14 protein-coding genes are annotated in these 16,257 nt (G+C 48.8%); 4 read left to right on the forward strand and 10 right to left on the reverse strand.

The window, feature by feature from the left end:
- Positions 1-161 precede the first annotated feature (161 nt).
- Positions 162-2,504, forward strand: coding sequence for a DNA helicase PcrA (gene pcrA / locus H6F51_23435; GenBank protein ID MBD1825427.1), 2,343 nt, complete (start codon positions 162-164; stop codon positions 2,502-2,504).
- A gap of 9 nt (positions 2,505-2,513) precedes the next feature.
- Entirely contained in the window at positions 2,514-3,212 is a 699-nt protein-coding gene (locus H6F51_23440; protein MBD1825428.1) for a Uma2 family endonuclease, read from the forward strand.
- Here the strand turns inward: H6F51_23440 and H6F51_23445 are convergent.
- The 5 genes from H6F51_23445 to H6F51_23465 form a co-directional block, all read right to left on the reverse strand.
- Positions 3,201-3,923, reverse strand: coding sequence for a response regulator transcription factor (locus H6F51_23445; GenBank protein ID MBD1825429.1), 723 nt, complete (start codon positions 3,921-3,923; stop codon positions 3,201-3,203). The genes H6F51_23440 and H6F51_23445 overlap by 12 nt on opposite strands.
- A 353-nt stretch (positions 3,924-4,276) precedes the next feature.
- Positions 4,277-5,809, reverse strand: a complete 1,533-nt coding sequence (trpE, locus tag H6F51_23450; protein ID MBD1825430.1) for an anthranilate synthase component I — start codon at positions 5,807-5,809, stop codon at positions 4,277-4,279.
- A 152-nt stretch (positions 5,810-5,961) separates the two neighbouring features.
- Positions 5,962-6,384 (reverse strand): photosystem I reaction center subunit II, encoded by a 423-nt coding sequence (locus H6F51_23455; protein MBD1825431.1) that lies wholly within the window; start codon positions 6,382-6,384, stop codon positions 5,962-5,964.
- Positions 6,385-6,566: 182 nt separating this feature from the next.
- Positions 6,567-8,552: a GAF domain-containing protein gene (locus H6F51_23460; protein ID MBD1825432.1), complete on the reverse strand. Its 1,986-nt coding sequence runs from the start codon at positions 8,550-8,552 to the stop codon at positions 6,567-6,569.
- A gap of 170 nt (positions 8,553-8,722) precedes the next feature.
- Entirely contained in the window at positions 8,723-9,202 is a 480-nt protein-coding gene (locus H6F51_23465) for a 2-C-methyl-D-erythritol 2,4-cyclodiphosphate synthase (protein ID MBD1825433.1), read from the reverse strand.
- Between the two features lie 91 nt (positions 9,203-9,293).
- Here H6F51_23465 and H6F51_23470 point away from each other — a divergent pair, with 91 nt between their 5' ends.
- Both H6F51_23470 and H6F51_23475 read left to right on the forward strand, forming a co-directional pair.
- Positions 9,294-9,710 (forward strand): BlaI/MecI/CopY family transcriptional regulator, encoded by a 417-nt coding sequence (locus H6F51_23470; GenBank protein ID MBD1825434.1) that lies wholly within the window; start codon positions 9,294-9,296, stop codon positions 9,708-9,710.
- A gap of 2 nt (positions 9,711-9,712) precedes the next feature.
- Positions 9,713-10,555, forward strand: coding sequence for a M56 family metallopeptidase (locus tag H6F51_23475; GenBank protein ID MBD1825435.1), 843 nt, complete (start codon positions 9,713-9,715; stop codon positions 10,553-10,555).
- Between the two features lie 64 nt (positions 10,556-10,619).
- Here H6F51_23475 and lpxD read toward each other — a convergent pair whose 3' ends face one another.
- The 5 genes from lpxD to H6F51_23500 all read right to left on the reverse strand — a co-directional run bounded on the left by lpxD (position 10,620) and on the right by H6F51_23500 (position 16,213).
- Entirely contained in the window at positions 10,620-11,654 is a 1,035-nt protein-coding gene (lpxD, locus tag H6F51_23480; GenBank protein MBD1825436.1) for a UDP-3-O-(3-hydroxymyristoyl)glucosamine N-acyltransferase, read from the reverse strand.
- Positions 11,655-13,022 carry a 23S rRNA (uracil(1939)-C(5))-methyltransferase RlmD gene (rlmD, locus tag H6F51_23485; protein ID MBD1825437.1) on the reverse strand — a complete coding sequence of 456 codons (1,368 nt, stop codon included), beginning with the start codon at positions 13,020-13,022 and terminating at the stop codon, positions 11,655-11,657.
- 79 nt (positions 13,023-13,101) lie between these two features.
- Positions 13,102-14,235, reverse strand: coding sequence for a glycosyltransferase family 1 protein (locus H6F51_23490; protein MBD1825438.1), 1,134 nt, complete (start codon positions 14,233-14,235; stop codon positions 13,102-13,104).
- Positions 14,236-14,301: 66 nt separating this feature from the next.
- A complete protein-coding gene (locus H6F51_23495; protein ID MBD1825439.1) occupies positions 14,302-15,453 on the reverse strand; it encodes an NAD-dependent epimerase/dehydratase family protein in 1,152 nt (383 codons plus the stop codon).
- 169 nt (positions 15,454-15,622) lie between these two features.
- Complete coding sequence (locus H6F51_23500; GenBank protein MBD1825440.1) at positions 15,623-16,213, reverse strand: chromophore lyase CpcT/CpeT; 591 nt, start codon at positions 16,211-16,213, stop codon at positions 15,623-15,625.
- Positions 16,214-16,257: the final 44 nt, after the last annotated feature.

Raw genomic sequence — 16,257 nt, forward strand, 5'->3', positions numbered from 1 at the left:
ACATCTTCACTACTACAGTGTGTGCAGTGCGTTGTCCAATTTTTTCTATGATGGATACACAATTCGGACTTGGGCGGTGATACGTACTATTTCTTTTGCCACGTTCCAAGCTGAGATACGATACCCTATCTATGGAGTAGATTTGTGCGATCGTCTAACCTATGACTGTTGATTTTCTCAGCCATCTTAATCCGTCCCAAAGGCAAGCCGTTCAGCATTTTTGTGGCCCTTTGCTGGTGATTGCTGGCGCGGGTTCAGGCAAGACAAGAGCATTGACGTATCGCATCGCCAATCTGGTGCTGAAACATCGCGTCGATCCAGAAAATATTCTGGCGGTGACATTTACGAATAAAGCGGCGCGGGAAATGAAAGACCGGATCGAACGGTTGTTTGCCGAGCAGGAGGCATTAAGCGAACATGGCAAGCCGCTCGAATCGCTGCCCGGTCATGTTCAGACGAAATTGCGATCGCACGTCTACAAAACCATCACCAAAGATCTCTGGATTGGCACATTTCACGCGCTTTGCTGTCGAATTCTTCGCTTTGATATCGAAAAGTTCCAGGATGAAAAAGGACGGAAGTGGACGCGATCGTTTTCGATTTTTGATGAGTCCGATGCTCAAAGCTTGGTGAAAGATATCATCATTAATCAATTGAATATTGATGAAAAGAAATTCGATCCGCGATCGGTTCGATATGCAATCAGCAACGCCAAAAATAAAGGTTTATCGCCGCGAGATTATGAAAAAGAGCAATCGAACTTCAAAAGCAAAGTGATTGCAAACGTCTATAGCGTTTATCAGGATAAACTCGCTGAAAACAATGCTGTTGATTTCGATGATTTAATCTGGATTCCAGTACAACTCTTTCGTCAGAATGAACAGATCCGCGCATACTGGCATAAACGCTTCAGACATATCTTGGTAGATGAATATCAAGATACCAATCGCACTCAGTACGATCTGATTCAGTTATTAGTGACGAATGGAGAACCCCCGAATCGATTTAACGAGTGGGAACATCGATCGGTCTTTGTGGTGGGCGATGCCGATCAGTCGATCTACTCGTTCCGCATGGCAGACTTCACAATTCTGATGGGCTTTCAGCAAGACTTTGGGGATAGCTTGCCCGATGATGACACCCGGACAATGGTGAAGCTCGAAGAGAACTATCGATCGACCGAAAATATCCTGCAACTCGCGAACGAACTGATCGAAAACAACACCGAACGCATTGATAAAATCCTTAAACCGACTCGCGGACAAGGTGAACCGAATTTCTGCTACCGCGCTCAGGATGAAATCGACGAAGCAGAATTTGTCGTTCAACAAATGCGGCGACTCGAAGCGATGAACTCCGATTTGCATTGGGGTAAATTTGCGATTCTCTATCGAACCAATGCTCAATCACGGGCGTTTGAAGAAATTTTGGTGCGTTGGGGTGTACCTTATAAGGTCGTGGGTGGTCTGCGATTCTATGACCGGAAAGAAATCAAGGATGTGCTTGCGTATTTGAGAGCGATCGCCAATCCTTCTGATACCGTTAGCCTCTTGCGCGTGATTAATACACCTCGTCGCGGAGTCGGAAAAACCACGATCGAATCTCTACAAAAAGCTTCGATCGAACTCGGTGTTCCTTTGTGGGAAATTCTCAGCGATGAAAACTCGATCAAAACTCTAGCGGGTCGGTCTTCGAGAGGCGTGATTCAGTTTGCTCAGATCATTCAGAAATGGCGATCGCAGCTCGACGCAGTGAGCGCTTCAGAACTGGTACAAGGTGTGCTCGAAGACTCTGGGTACATCGCCGATCTAAAATCTCAAGGCACAGACGAAGCCGAAGACCGCTTGCAGAACGTTCAAGAGTTGTATAACGCTGTGCTGCAATTTGAGGAAGAAAACGAAGACGATAAGAGCCTGATCGGTTTCCTCGCCAGCGCGTCTCTCGCTTCGGATTTAGACGACGTACAAGAAGAAACAACCAAAGTTTCTTTGATGACGCTGCACTCCTCGAAAGGGTTAGAATTTCCGATCGTCTTTCTAGTCGGTTTAGAACAAGGCTTATTTCCGAGTTATCGATCACTCGATGATCCCGCCGCGATCGAAGAAGAACGCCGCCTCTGTTACGTCGGCATCACCCGCGCTCAAGAACGCCTATTCCTTTCTCACGCCCGCGAACGTCGGCTATACGGAAATCGCGAACCCGCCAGCCCCTCGCTATTCCTGGGAGAAATGCCTCGCGAATTGATGGATAGCAACACCAAAGCCGCGATCCCAGCCAAATACACCACCAAGCCTGCCGCCAAACCCGCCCCTGTGATTCAGAGTACCGAAACCGATTGGAGCGTCGGTGATCGCGTCATGCACAGTCAATTCGGAATCGGAGAAATTACTAATATCTTCGGTAGTGGTAATAAAGCGACTTTGGCGATTCGATTCGATAACTTGACCGGAATGAAGCGCAAGATTCTCCCGATCGGCGATCGCGCCTTAACTGCGATCGATTAATCTCAAACTATGGTGATTCAATCCTCGAAATCAAACCGCTCTGTCCCGCCCTTGGAGAATGGCGATCGTTTGTCTCGCGCCGAATTTGAGCGGCGTTATACGGCTGCACCCCACATCAAAAAAGCCGAACTGATCGAAGGAATTGTCTATATGCCAGCCGCGCTCCGCTTTAGAAGTCATGGTCAACCCCATGCCCGGTTAATGGTCTGGCTGGGCAACTATCAGATTGCCACGATCGGGACTGCTTTGGCGGATAACACCACTGTCCGGCTCGATTTAGACAATGAGCCGCAACCTGATATCGCCTTATTTATCGAACCTGAATTCGGTGGACAAGTGCGAATTTCAAGCGATGACTATCTCGAAGGCGCACCCGAACTGATCGCAGAAATCGCCGCCAGTAGTGCCGCTTACGATTTAGGCGATAAGAAAAAGGCGTATCGGCGCAACGGAGTCCGAGAATATCTCGTCTGGCAAATGTTTGAAAACAAGCTCGATTGGTTTGCGCTGCAAGACGATGAATATGTTCCGCTATTACCAGACGAAACCGGAATCATTCGGAGTCAAACGTTTCCGGGATTGTGGCTGGCGATCAACTCCCTGCTCAACGGTGAAATGCTGCAAGTCATGGCAGTTTTGCAGCAGGGATTGAATTCTCAAGAACATCAAACATTTGTGCAGCAGTTGCGCGATCGTCTAGCCGACTAATCCCGATCGCAACGCCCTCACCGCCGCCTGGGTTCGATCATCCGCACACAGCTTATTCAGAATGTTCCGAACGTGCGTCTTCACTGTTCCCACCGTGATATAAAGCTTTTCAGCGATCGCAGCATTGCTACAACCATCCACAATCAACTGCAATACTTCTAATTCCCGCTCTGTTAATGGATACGCCTCAATAATTTGGTTATATTCTGGCTCGGTTGCGGTAATGGCGACCTGTTGAGCTTCAGATTGAGCCGCAGTTTGAGGCGCGGTTGACTGAGTTTGACGCAGCACCACACGAGCGATCGCCGGATCGATCCAGGAGTTTCCTTCTTGGGTGACGCGCAACGCCTCGACCAACTGATCTAAACTGACATCTTTCATGCAGTACGAGTCTGCACCCGCCGCAAACGCTGCTAGAACTGTATCTTCGTGATCTTGTAGCGTTAAAATAAGAACTTTTGTATTGGGGTGATCTTCCATCTCAGCTTGCGCTTGACGGAAACGGCGCGTCAGTTCTACGCCATCGATATCGGGCAAGCCAATATCTACGATCGCAACATCCGGCTTCAAATTCGTCAGCATTTTCAATCCATCGGTTCCATTCGCTGCTTCTCCCACGACTTCAAACCCTGGGCGTTGCTGTAACGCGGTCTTCATTCCCACCCTGGTTAAGTCATGATCCTCAATCAGCGTAATCCGAATGTCATTCATATGAAAAAACCCCACAGTATTTAGAGAATATCAAAATTGCATAGAAATACATCAATGCGCCGCACCAGTGTTGGAGCGGTGCTTAATTACAAATCCACATAGAGATAGTCAATTTTATTGTGCTTTAAAAATAGTCGTAAATCCTCCTCCCTGTTGTACTACCTGTGGCATAAACCTTACGTAGGATCTTCTTCATCCTCGTCTCTAGGGCTGAAATGGCATCAACTCTTTGCTTCGTTATAGCAACTCAAGCAATGAATGTTGCAAATGGTGCCTTTCCATGACTCGATTAGGGCGTTTCGCCGAAACGCCTCAGCATAGAATATAAATTGCATTTACTGCATCTAAGGGACTCACTCTTGTAAGCAGCGAATTGCCTCTAAAAGCCCCCGCGCTTTATTTAGCGTTTCTTGATACTCACTTTCGGGTACAGAATCCGCCACCAGTCCGGCTCCTGCTTGTACCTGAACTGTGTGTTTACCATCACCTCGATCGCGCACCACCATCGTCCGAATAGCGATCGCGCTATTCAGTTGCCCCTCAAAGTCGTAGTACCCATACGCGCCCGAATACACCCCGCGCCGACAAGGTTCTAAATTGTGAATAATCTCCATTGCTCGAATCTTCGGCGCACCGCTCACTGTTCCGGCTGGAAATCCTGCTTTGAGCAAATCCCACGCGGTTTTATCGGGTGATAACTCTCCGACGACGTTACTGACAATGTGCATCACATGAGAATAACGCTCGATCACCATCAATTCATCGACTTTCACCGTTCCGTTCATGCAGACGCGCCCTAAATCATTGCGTCCTAAATCGACTAACATCACATGCTCTGCCACTTCTTTGGGATCAGCCAGTAAATCTTGTTCTAGAGCGAGATCTTCTGCGTGAGTTTTGCCGCGTTTACGAGTTCCCGCGATCGGTCGCACTGTGGCAATTTTCGGCTGAGTCGGATCGCTCGATCGCTCGGCTTTAACCAAGACTTCTGGACTCGATCCAATAATCTGCCAATTGTTGAAGTGGAAATACGCCATATAGGGCGAGGGATTGATTAATCGCAGCGATCGATACAGTGCAAACGGCTCTCCGACAAATTCCGAATTCAGCCGTTGTGAAATCACAACCTGAAAAATATCACCCGCTTTGATGTGCGCTTTGGCAGTTTCGACGTTGGCGCAGAATTGTTCTTTTGTGGTGTTGCTTGTCCACGTGATTGATGAATCATTATTTGCAGGTGGCTTCCAGGAAAGCAATCGAGTTTTCTCAGGAAGCGGCGATTTGAGCTTATTGACTAATTGCGTGACGCGATCGCAGGCTTGCTGATACGCTGCTTCTAAATCAGTGTTTGGATCGCGCAAATCTGCATACGCGATCGCCCAAATCTTCCGCTTCACCTGATCAAAAATCAACACCTGATCAATCTGCATCCACAATCCATCGGGCAAATCCTCTTCGGTTGCCTGATAGATTGGAACACGCGGTTCAATCCAATTGATCAGTTCATATCCCCAAAATCCGAACAGTCCGCCAATTCCTGACGGCAATTCAGGTAGTTTTACCGGCTGATAAGGCGCTAAACATTCAGATAGTGTCGCAAACGGATCGCCTTCAAACACTCTCTGAGTTCCGTCTCGGTGAGTTTGGGTGGTGCGATCACCCCTCGCTTCCAAAACCCACAGCGGATCACACCCTAAGAAACTGTAGCGCCCGATCGTTTCTCCGCCTTCGACCGACTCCAGCAAAAAGCTATAAGGCTGCCCATCGCACACGCGATACCATGCAGAAACGGGCGTATCCAAATCAGCGACCCATTCTTGATAAACGGGGACAAAATTACCTTGCTGTGCGAGTTCCTTGAATTGAGAAAAATCGGGAGAAATCATAGCAACTTAGAACGATCGTACAGTTAGGATACAAGCTTTCTTTTACTGATGACTATACAGACTGAATTTCTTACTCGAAACAAGAGGAGCCAAACTTTAACCAAGAAGGCTAAAATTCGGCTCCTAAAAGCACAATTCGAGACGATCGAGGCTTAAGGATCGTAGGGTTTACGACCGCTAAACTTCAACTTGGCAGGCTCATAGTTCGCTCCGATGTTGCGCGGAACGCTATTGACTGCAACACGACCAGGATTTACCCTTTCAGGGAAAACGCCATCATTCGGGTGCAGGTACTGAATTTCGCCGTTCGGGAAAATGCGATAGACCTTGTAGTTGGTGATCTTGAACTTCGTGCGAAGTTGTCCACCCAAAGCTAGGCAGTGTTCCTTGCGGGCTAAATACAGTAGATTGTCGCCTTGACGCATCGTTGCTGCACCACTCATGGGCATTTCAAAGACTTGCTCTTTGGGACTGCTCCAGGTGATGGCGTATTTCTCTTCTATTAGGGCTTTGGTTAGCAGTCCACCTGTACTGCCACCGAACAAAGGTGCTTGTCCAGTAAGAGTTTCTGACATAGGGTCTCGCTCTAAACGTTTTAGGCATCGTATCACCGCACGTTTACAGCTTTAACGATTCCGTAACAGTTGTTAATAGGTACGAATTTTTCCAGGTTTAAGCGTAGAAAATTCTAAACTTTTGGGTAGGAGGCACAGCAAAACCGTGCCAATTATCATGCGGCATTTTGCATTTCGGGCATTTAATCTCTCGATCGCGTTCTTTTTCTCTGAGCGGATCGCTTAGACTCTCCCACGGGCACGATCGGAATCGTAAAGTGAAACTCACTGCCGCGATCTTTGCCGCTCGATTCTGCCCAGATGCGTCCGCCCCAGTTGGCGATAATTTGGCGACAGATGGCAAGTCCGAGACCGGTTCCGCCTGTGGTACGCCTCAGTGCGCCTTCTTCTTGGTAGAAGCGATCGAACACCGTTTCTAGCCGATTTTCTTCGATGCCGCGTCCAGTATCTGCGACCATCACTTCAAGCATGGTGTCGCTGCTACGCTTCGCTCGAATGGTGACTCTGCCCCCAGCATCCGTAAACTTGCAGGCATTATCGAGTAGTTTGGTGAGAACTTCGACTAGCCATTCACCATCGACTTGAACCAGCGGCAGTTCGGTGGAAATCTGGGTAACAATTTGCGGCAGTGGAGTTGCCATTCTGCGGGCTTGCAGACTGCTGAGAGCGAGATCAACACATTCCCAAAGCGGCAACGGTTCCATTCTCCACTCCACTCGTCCGCTTTCAAGCCGCGACAACGTGAGAAAGTCTTGAATCAGCTTCCGCATTCGTTCTCCGTCGGCTAGGGCGGAATTGAGCATCACTTGCCGCAGGTCGGGAGACATATCGGGTTCGCTGGCAAGGCTTTCGAGACACACTTGAATGGTCGAAAGCGGGGTGCGAAGTTCGTGCCCGGTAATGGCAATCAAATTGCTGCGGGTGCGATCGAGCGCTTCTAGCTGCTGATTGAGATCTTCTAGATTGGCAAACGATTCGGCTTGAATCAAAGCCACTCCGACTTGAGTGGCGATCGCTTCGATCATGGCGACTTCATCGCGCTCTAGAACGTGCGGAGTCGTGCCGCAATAGTGCAGTTCGACCATGCCCAAAAGCTGATTCTGATGCAGCACCGGAACCATCAGCCACGATCGAACATCCCATTCCTGAGTTAAGGCTTGCAGCGTGCGATCGCCATCTTTGATCATCGCCAATCTTGCATCGGTTTGAGTGTCTTCGATAAAGACTGCTTCTTGGCGCTGCACAACTTCTTCAAACAACGGATTGCCATGCAGTGTCCAAGTCCGACCTGCAAGCGAAGGAACCGAATCGAGTAAATATTCGTGCTGCAAAATCGCAGAAGCATCGGTTGATTTGCAGCGATAAATTAAACAGCGTCCGGCACCTAACACTTTTCCGAGTTCTTCTGCTGCAACATTGAGAATTTCATGCGGATCAAGCGATCGTCGCACTGCTGCCGTAATTGAATTCACCAAGCGTTCTTTGCGCTCTTTTTCTGCAATCGAGCGGTAAGCTTTTGCGAGTTTATACTGTCCTGCTTGCAAGTAGGTGACTAAGCGATCGGCAAACGGAGCCGGATCAACTTGGTTAATATTGGAGGTTGAACTCGCGGCAATTCGCACCAGCACTGGAGCAATTTTGCTTTGTAGCTCTGGGCGATATTGCAGAATTCGATTCAGCAGAATCTCAGCCGATTTGTGAACCACAGCGCGATCGAATGTCCAAATTCCTTCAAATCGTCGGGCTTGATCGACGTGCAGTGGCGCAATGGACTGATTTTCTGCACTGAGATCGCGCTCTCGGCAAATCAAACAAGCGGCGTACTGTTCGCTGACAACAATGAGATGCCACTCCTGACTCAGCGCATCTTCCGGCTCAAAGGCGATCGTTTCGTAATGCTCGGAGCGATTGGCAAAATCGGTTTCTGGAGCCGCAAGCACATAGACTTGATCGGTACGATCAGAGATTCTCAGATACCGATGGGCTTCTTGCCGATAAAAACGCTCCCGCTGAAAACTCGCGATTACAAGCGGATGATCATTGCCTGCTAAAACCTGGTCTTCCATCGCGTGCGACAAGGCAGTGAGGGAAGACTTGAAGTAGATTTGAGGTCGCACCTGGGGAAGCGCCTTCAGCAGCGTCTCCAGGACTGAGTCAGGAATGATCATTGTTATAGTAAGTAACCCGCCAACTGTTGAATTCCCAGTGGGTCGAGAAGCTAGGGTCGAAAATGACCTAGACCGTAGTAGAACTTTTGTTTATGAGAATCAAAGTAATTCCCTCAGCCATTGTAAAGGGTGGATGGGGTCGATCGCAGGTTCACGTTTCGTTTCTTAACTCAGGCTTGTTCCAGCAGCACTACAGCGTGAGCGACGATCGCATCTTCCTGCCCGACGGCATCCATTTTTTCGTTCGTGGTGGCTTTGACTCCGACGCAATCTGGAGGGAGACTCAGAGCGGTGGCGAGACGCGATCGCATTGCTTCAATGTACGGCTTCAGTTTCGGGCGTTCTGCCACAATCACTGAATCGATGTTGCCGATTTTCCAGCCTTTGTCTTGAATTAATTGATGCACTTGTTCAAGTAAAACAATGCTGTCAGCTCCTGCCCATTTTGGGTCAGTTGGTGGGAAATAATGCCCGATGTCGCCTAGACTCAGTGCCCCAAGCATTGCATCCATGATCGCGTGAGTCAAAACGTCCGCATCACTGTGACCCAGCAACCCGGTTTCATGTTCGATCTTGATGCCGCCAAGGATCAAATCTCGTCCACTGACAAGGCGATGAATGTCGTAACCGTTGCCGATGCGAATTGCCATAACTTTGAAGAAATCACTGCGACTTTTAGGATAGTTGAATCTGAGCGATCGCAGACAGTACAATCAAATGCGATCCACACCTGCTTAACACATGGCTCCGCTTCCAGAATACCGCCCAAAACAACTCTCGCTAGGCCCCTTAGAAGCTGAGATTCTTCGCATCGTTTGGGAACTCGAAATGGTCACGGTAAAGGACGTTCACGATCGCATTCTGGCTGACCCCGATCGAGAACTGGCTTACACTTCAGTCACGACGGTTCTGAATCGATTGGTGAAAAAAGGGTGGTTAACCTGTAACAAGCAGAATCGATCGTTTACTTGGTCGGCGATCGTTTCGCAATCTGAGGCAAGAGCAATTCAGGCAATGGAGCAACTGAATCAATTTTTAGCAGTGACTAATCCGGATGTGGTTGCGGCATTTGCAGATAGTTTGGATCAAGCGAGTTGTGATCAGCTTGACGCGATCGCACAACGCCTCAAGGCAGTTCGTCAAGCACGGGAGAAATAATTATGCACTTCACTTTATTGCTCATTTCCGTTAGCGTGGCGATCGCGTTTCGGCTTGCCTGGAAAACGAGTGCTTCAGACTGGAATACCCGTTGGCAAATGGCGTTAGGCGTATTTTTATTTTCGCCGCTTCTGTTAATCACAAGCGCGATCGCGATTTTGTGCATGGGGCCTCGCGGTCAAATGGTACAAACTTGGGAAGGCTGGGGGAGTTATGGAATTGCGATCGGATTTTTGGGTCTTGGCGTTGTTTTGATGATGCAGTTGGCAAGGCAGGCAGGGCGATCGCTGAAAGAAATCGACCAGTTGTCGCAAGAAATTATCTTGTCAACACCCGCGCGATTACTAAAAAGCTCAACTCCGTTCATTGCTCAAATCGGTTTCTGGAATCCTGAGTTAGTGATCAGTGATGGACTTCTAGACACGCTAGACGAAGCGCATTTACAAGTGGCGCTAACGCATGAAGAAGCACATCGTCATTATCGCGATACGTTCTGGTTTTTCTGGCTAGGTGGGTTGCGCCGTTTAACTGCCTGGTTGCCAAACACCGAAGCCCTTTGGCAAGAGTTAATTTTGCTGAGGGAACTCCGCGCCGATCGCTGGGCAGCACAGCAAACCGATGGATTGCTGCTTGCAGAAGCGTTGTTATCGATCGTTTCTGCCTCGCAAGCTGAATCCGAACCCTGGATGGCGGCGCTAAACGATTCGATGCCTCAAACTCGACTGAATGAGCGAATTGATGCGTTATTAGATGAATCGGAACCTTTACCAGAAAAGAGTTATGCGGTTTGGATTGGGTTGTTGATCGTATTATTGCCGCTATTCGTCATTCCGTTTCATTCCTGATTACTACCGCATTGTGCAAGAGCGACTTGCAGAATTGCAAAATGTATTATCTTAGCTGTTCACACTACTGATCATCTAAGCGTTTCTGAATCTGTTTGATGGCTTGATACATCTCATATAAACGGCTGTAAATCGCTGAAGATTTGAGATAGATTTTATGCTCCACCGCAGGATAGCCTGACATGATTGCACCAGGTTTCACGTTCGCATGAACGCCTGCTTTTGCCGACGCGATCGAGCCGTCGCCCATCTTGGCTTCGTTCGCAACTCCAGACTGTCCACCCAGAATCACCCGATTACCGATCGTCGATCCGCCGGCAATGCCAACTTGAGCCGCAAACGCACAAGCTTCACCGACTTTCACACCATGCCCAACTTGAACAAAGTTGTCAAGCTTGGTGTTGCGCCCAATCCGGGTTACACCGACGGCAGGACGATCGATCGCGGAATTACACCCAACCTCGACTCCATCTTCTAGCACCGTGTAGCCGGATTGCTCCATTTTCAGCCAGCCTTCACGAGTCGGCACAAACCCAAACCCTTCTGATCCAATCACTGCCCCAGCATGAATCACGCAATCTGCACCGATTTGACTCCGTTCGTGAATCGTGCAGTTGGCATGAAGTACCGTACGATCGCCAATACTTGCCCCCGGATAAATGACAACATTGGGGTGAATGCAGGCATGATTACCAACTTTAACGCCGGATTCAATCACCACATGAGCACCGATCGCAACACCTTCGCCAATCTGAGCCGATGGATCGATCACAGCAGTTGGATGAATCTTAGGCGAAGGTTTGAAGGGTTGGTAAAACAGCGCGATCGCTTGGGCAAACGCAAAACGCGGCTGAGAGACAACAATCCAGGCTAAATCGCGCTCGGTGGCGATCGCCTGTAAGGTTTCGTTAGCAGGCAAAATTACGGCAGTCGCTTTTGTCGATTGAAGCTGCGCCGTATATTTTGTGCTTTCTGCATAAGTCAAAGTGTTGGGAGTGGCATCGGCGATCGGGCTTACACCTGTAATGTCTAAACTTGGTGTGGCACTGTAGCTGATGACCGATTTACCTAACTTTTCGACTAGATCCTTGAATTGCATTTACTCATCCACCCGTTTCAAGAAAGCTGCACATTCGACGTGAGCGGTCTGCGGAAAAAAGTCCGCAGGCTGCACCCGCTTCAGTTGATACATATTACCTGCACACAGCACCTTTAGATCGCGTGCAAGAGTTGCAGGGTTACAACTGACGTAAACGATTTGCTTTGGTTTCTGAAGGCGTAACGTTTCTAAAACGCTAGCATCACAGCCTTTTCGGGGCGGATCGAGCATGACTAAATCAGGGTGAAGGGAGAGGGTGCGCAAAGCTTTTTCAACCGAGCCGACCTCAAAGCTGACATTTCCAATTCCATTTAATGCTGCGTTCTGCTGCGCTTGCTCGATCGCTTCGGGCTGAATTTCGATTCCGATCGCAGTTTTGACGCGCTGTGCGATCGGTAAAGTCATCGTGCCAATTCCGCAGTACAGATCAATAAAGGTTTCATCCCCTTGTAAGTTCAACTCATCCAAGATTGTCGTTAACAATGCTTCTGCTTGCTCGGTATGAACTTGGAAAAATGTATCCGGTCGAATGTGAAAGGTTAATCCAGCAAATTGCTCACTGAGAAACGGTTGCCCCGCAATGCAATGGGTTTCTGCCCCAAAGATGGCGTTTGTGCGATCGGGCTGCACATTGATCGACACTCCTACAAGAGCTGGGTACCGTTGTAGCCATTCCTGCGCTTGAGCTTCTAGATTTGGTAATTCTGGATCAGCCGTCACCAACGTTAACAGCACTTCACCTGTACGCTGTCCGATTCTCAAAGCTAAATGCCGCACTTGTCCCCGATGATACTTCTCATCATAAACCCGCCAACCTTGCTGCTGAATATCGTGTTTCACCTCAGCCAAGAACGGATTCAATCGTTCATCCTGAATCGGGCATTGATTCAGATTCACAATTTGATGCGTTCCTTTCTGGTAATACCCGGCTTGTACTTGTCGATGCTGCGATATCCCTAGCGGATAAGTTGCTTTATTGCGATAGTGCAGAGGCTCGCTGACGTTAAGAACTTCATCAATTGCAACTCCCTCGAATCCCCCGATCCGCTCTAACGCTTGCACAACCTGATTGCGTTTCGCCGTGCGCTGATATTCATACTCGACGTGCTGCCACTGACATCCGCCACACTTATCCGCCACAATGCAACTCGGACGCACTCCATACGGAGACTCTTCGAGCAGTTCATGTATCTTTGCATGAGCGTAATTCGGCTTGACGTGCATCAATCGGACGATCGCCCGATCGCCCGTCACCGTATCCGGCACAAATACCACCCGCGATCCGGATCGTCCAACGCCATCACCCCGATCGCTTAAATCTGTGATCGTCACTTCGATCAGATCACCTTGTTTCCAAGGGCTATCAATCGGGGCGGTTTCTAACTCTGAGGGCACAACAATTTACCAATAAGGTCTGTTCCATTGTGACGTTTTTTGGCAAAGTCGATTATCGCACAGCCGCGATCGCAGCTTTTGATAACACATCTTCATAGTAGTTCTGCAATTGTTTCGTTGCGGCTGACCAACTCCAGCGCTCTGCTTCAGCGCGAGCATTCTGTCTCAGCTTCTCGCGTTCTTCGGTGCGCGATAACAGATGCTGCGTGGCGACGATCGCGCCCTTCTCATCGGTCGGATCGAAGAGATAGCCATTCACGCCATCTTCGACAATATCGGGAATGCCGCCCGATCGGGCTGCCACCACTGGACAGCCTGCCGCCATTGCTTCAAGTAACACAAGTCCAAGCGTTTCAGTTCGGGACGGAAACACAAACGCATCTGCAGAGGCAAATGCAGATGCCAGTTCTTGACCTGCAAGATACCCGACAAAATTTGTATTGGTGCCTGCAAAGTGTTGCTCTAACGCTTGGCGATTTGGGCCATCACCGACTAAGGCTAATCGTGCATTCGGAATCGATTCGAGAACGGCTTTGATGCGATCGACCTCTTTCTCCGCAGATAAGCGCCCGACATAGAGCAACAATGGCGCTTCAGGATGACCTTGCGAGAGGCGCGATCGCATTTCCAGGTTCGAAAAATGCGGCTGAAACGTCTCCGTATCCACGCCACGCTGCCAAAGATTGACTCGTTCAATTCCGTGATCTGTCAATGCCTGCATCATTGCGGTTGAAGTGCAGAGATTGATTTCAGCTTGATTATGTCCAGCTTTGAGCAATTCCCACAGAACACCCTCTAACGCCCCCAAACCGTAGTGATGAAGATATTCCGGTAAGTGCGTGTGATAAGACGCGATCAATGGAATGCTGAGAACCTTGCTGTAAAACAGTCCTGCCAATCCTAAAACCGCAGGATTCACAATATGAATCAGATCGGGTTTGAAGTGTGAAAGTTGATCACCGATCGCAGGTCGCGGCAATGCTAACTTCAACTCTGGATACAACGGTAACGGAAATCCTGAAACACCATAAATTTTTGCGCCTTTGTACTCGGTTAAACCCCCATCGGGCGAGAAGATCAACACTTCGTTGCCCTGTCTTTGCAGGTGGTCAACGGTGTGTTTTAACCGAGTAACAATTCCATCAACTTTTGGCAGAAACGTTTCTGTAAATAAAGCAATACGCATAACCGTTATGAGAAGGGTCGATCGTAAAAAAGCGATGATCCGAAAACCATCGCTTTTTGAATTGAATTATCGCTTCCAAGTTACTTTTGGTAGGATCTCGCTGTTATCCACGCGATGCTTGTACTTCACAGCAAAATTCAGCAACGAATCGAGCAATGAATCCGAAAGATAGTGCGGTTGCAGTCCCAAATCCAAGAGATTGGTGTTTTTCGCATTGAAATAATGTTCTTCTTTCTCGATGCGGGGATTATCGAAGTTCTGCACCTCAATTTTCAAGCCCATTGCGCTTCCCGCTTTCTGAACCAAGTTGGCGATTTCTGCCACCCCGAACAGTTCAGTAAATTGGTTAAACACGCGAAACTCACCCGGAGCCGCAGGCGTTTCCAGCGCCAATTCCACACAGCGCACCGTATCCCGAATATCGAGAAATCCCCGCGTTTGTCCACCTTTTCCGTAGACCGTGAGCGGATGCCCGATCGCTGCTTGAATGCAGAATCGATTCAACGCCGTTCCAAACACACCATCATAATCAAGGCGGTTGATCAGCAGTTCGTCCATTCCGGTTTCTTCGGTCAGAACGCCGTACACAATGCCTTGATTCAGATCCGTTGCGCGTAAACCCCAAATCCGACAGGCAAAGTGAATATTGTGCGAGTCGTGAACTTTGCTGAGGTGATACATACTCCCCGGCTGTTTCGGGTACGGAAGCGTATCTTTGCGTCCGTTGTGTTCGATCGTAATGTAGCCTTCTTCGATATCGATGTTTGGCGTTCCATATTCGCCCATCGTTCCAAGTTTGACCAAATGACAATCGGGGAACTTCTCTTTCATGATGTAGAGCAGATTGAGCGTTCCGACGACATTATTGACCTGAGTGAGAACGGCGTGTTCGCGATCGATCATCGAAAACGGAGCTGATCGCTGTTCCCCAAAATGCACGATCGCATCGGGTTGGAACTGCTCCATTGATTTGTTGAGAAACTCGTAGTTCGTGATATCGCCGATAAAAAGATCGATCGTTTTGCCTGTGAGGTCTTTCCAGCGTTGCAGACGCTGCTTAATCGGCGCGATCGGGGTCAGCGTATCAATACACAATTCATTATCCCAATGCCGCCGCACTAAGCTATCTAAAATACCAACCTCATGCCCTCGATTCGACAAGTAGAGCGCAGTTGCCCAACCACAATATCCATCACCACCAATAACTAGGACTTTCATGCTTGCTCAATCTTTCCTGCGGATACTTTGCCAAATCTACCAGGTTTCGGCACTCAGAAGATCGCAATTCGCAGCGAGTTCGCCTGAATTCTTAACTGTAATCTTCCGATTCACCCCAATATCTATCTAATGGCGGAAGTGTGATTGTCCTACGGTGTATTCAAAATTACTAAATCTGTACCTCATCGGCAAAGCTTGCCCATCGCACAAATTCAAATGCACCTGCAACCGATCCCCAAACGTGCTCATCGGTTTCCGGGTCGCGTCCACGATCGAGACTGGTAAATCGCTCTCCATCAATCTCAAATTCACTATCTAAGTAAGTCTCTTTGCCTTTGCGAGTCACCATACAGGCTTTTCCAGGCTCGACTCGTCCTTTGAAGCTGCTGCCCGTCCATTCCACAATCATGTTGCAGCCTGGAAGCTTTTCTAGCTGATCTGCTTTCAATTCCTTCAGGCGGTTCAAATCGCGGGATGCTCCATACAGCTTTTGTTCATCGCGCACTTGGTAATTTTCGATTTCGATGTAACCGTTGCGATCGATCAATTTCAATACTCGCAACCGATACGGATCATTCAGCATATAGTCGTAGGCTTGCTCAACAAAAAATCCGACTCCACCAAGCACATCCAACGGCAACGGACGCATACACACGCGAATGTGAGCATACATCGGCGGATTTTCAAAAGCTTGTAACTGATTGCTGAAATCCGCAGCCATCCAACGTGCCAAAGTTGCAATATCAGTAGAGTGTGTCATAGCCATTTCATCGAGACTTGGATTTTATTGTAAGGGGTTGCAGC

The sequence above is a fragment of the Cyanobacteria bacterium FACHB-DQ100 genome, from assembly GCA_014695195.1.
GTDB lineage: Bacteria > Cyanobacteriota > Cyanobacteriia > Leptolyngbyales > Leptolyngbyaceae > Leptolyngbya.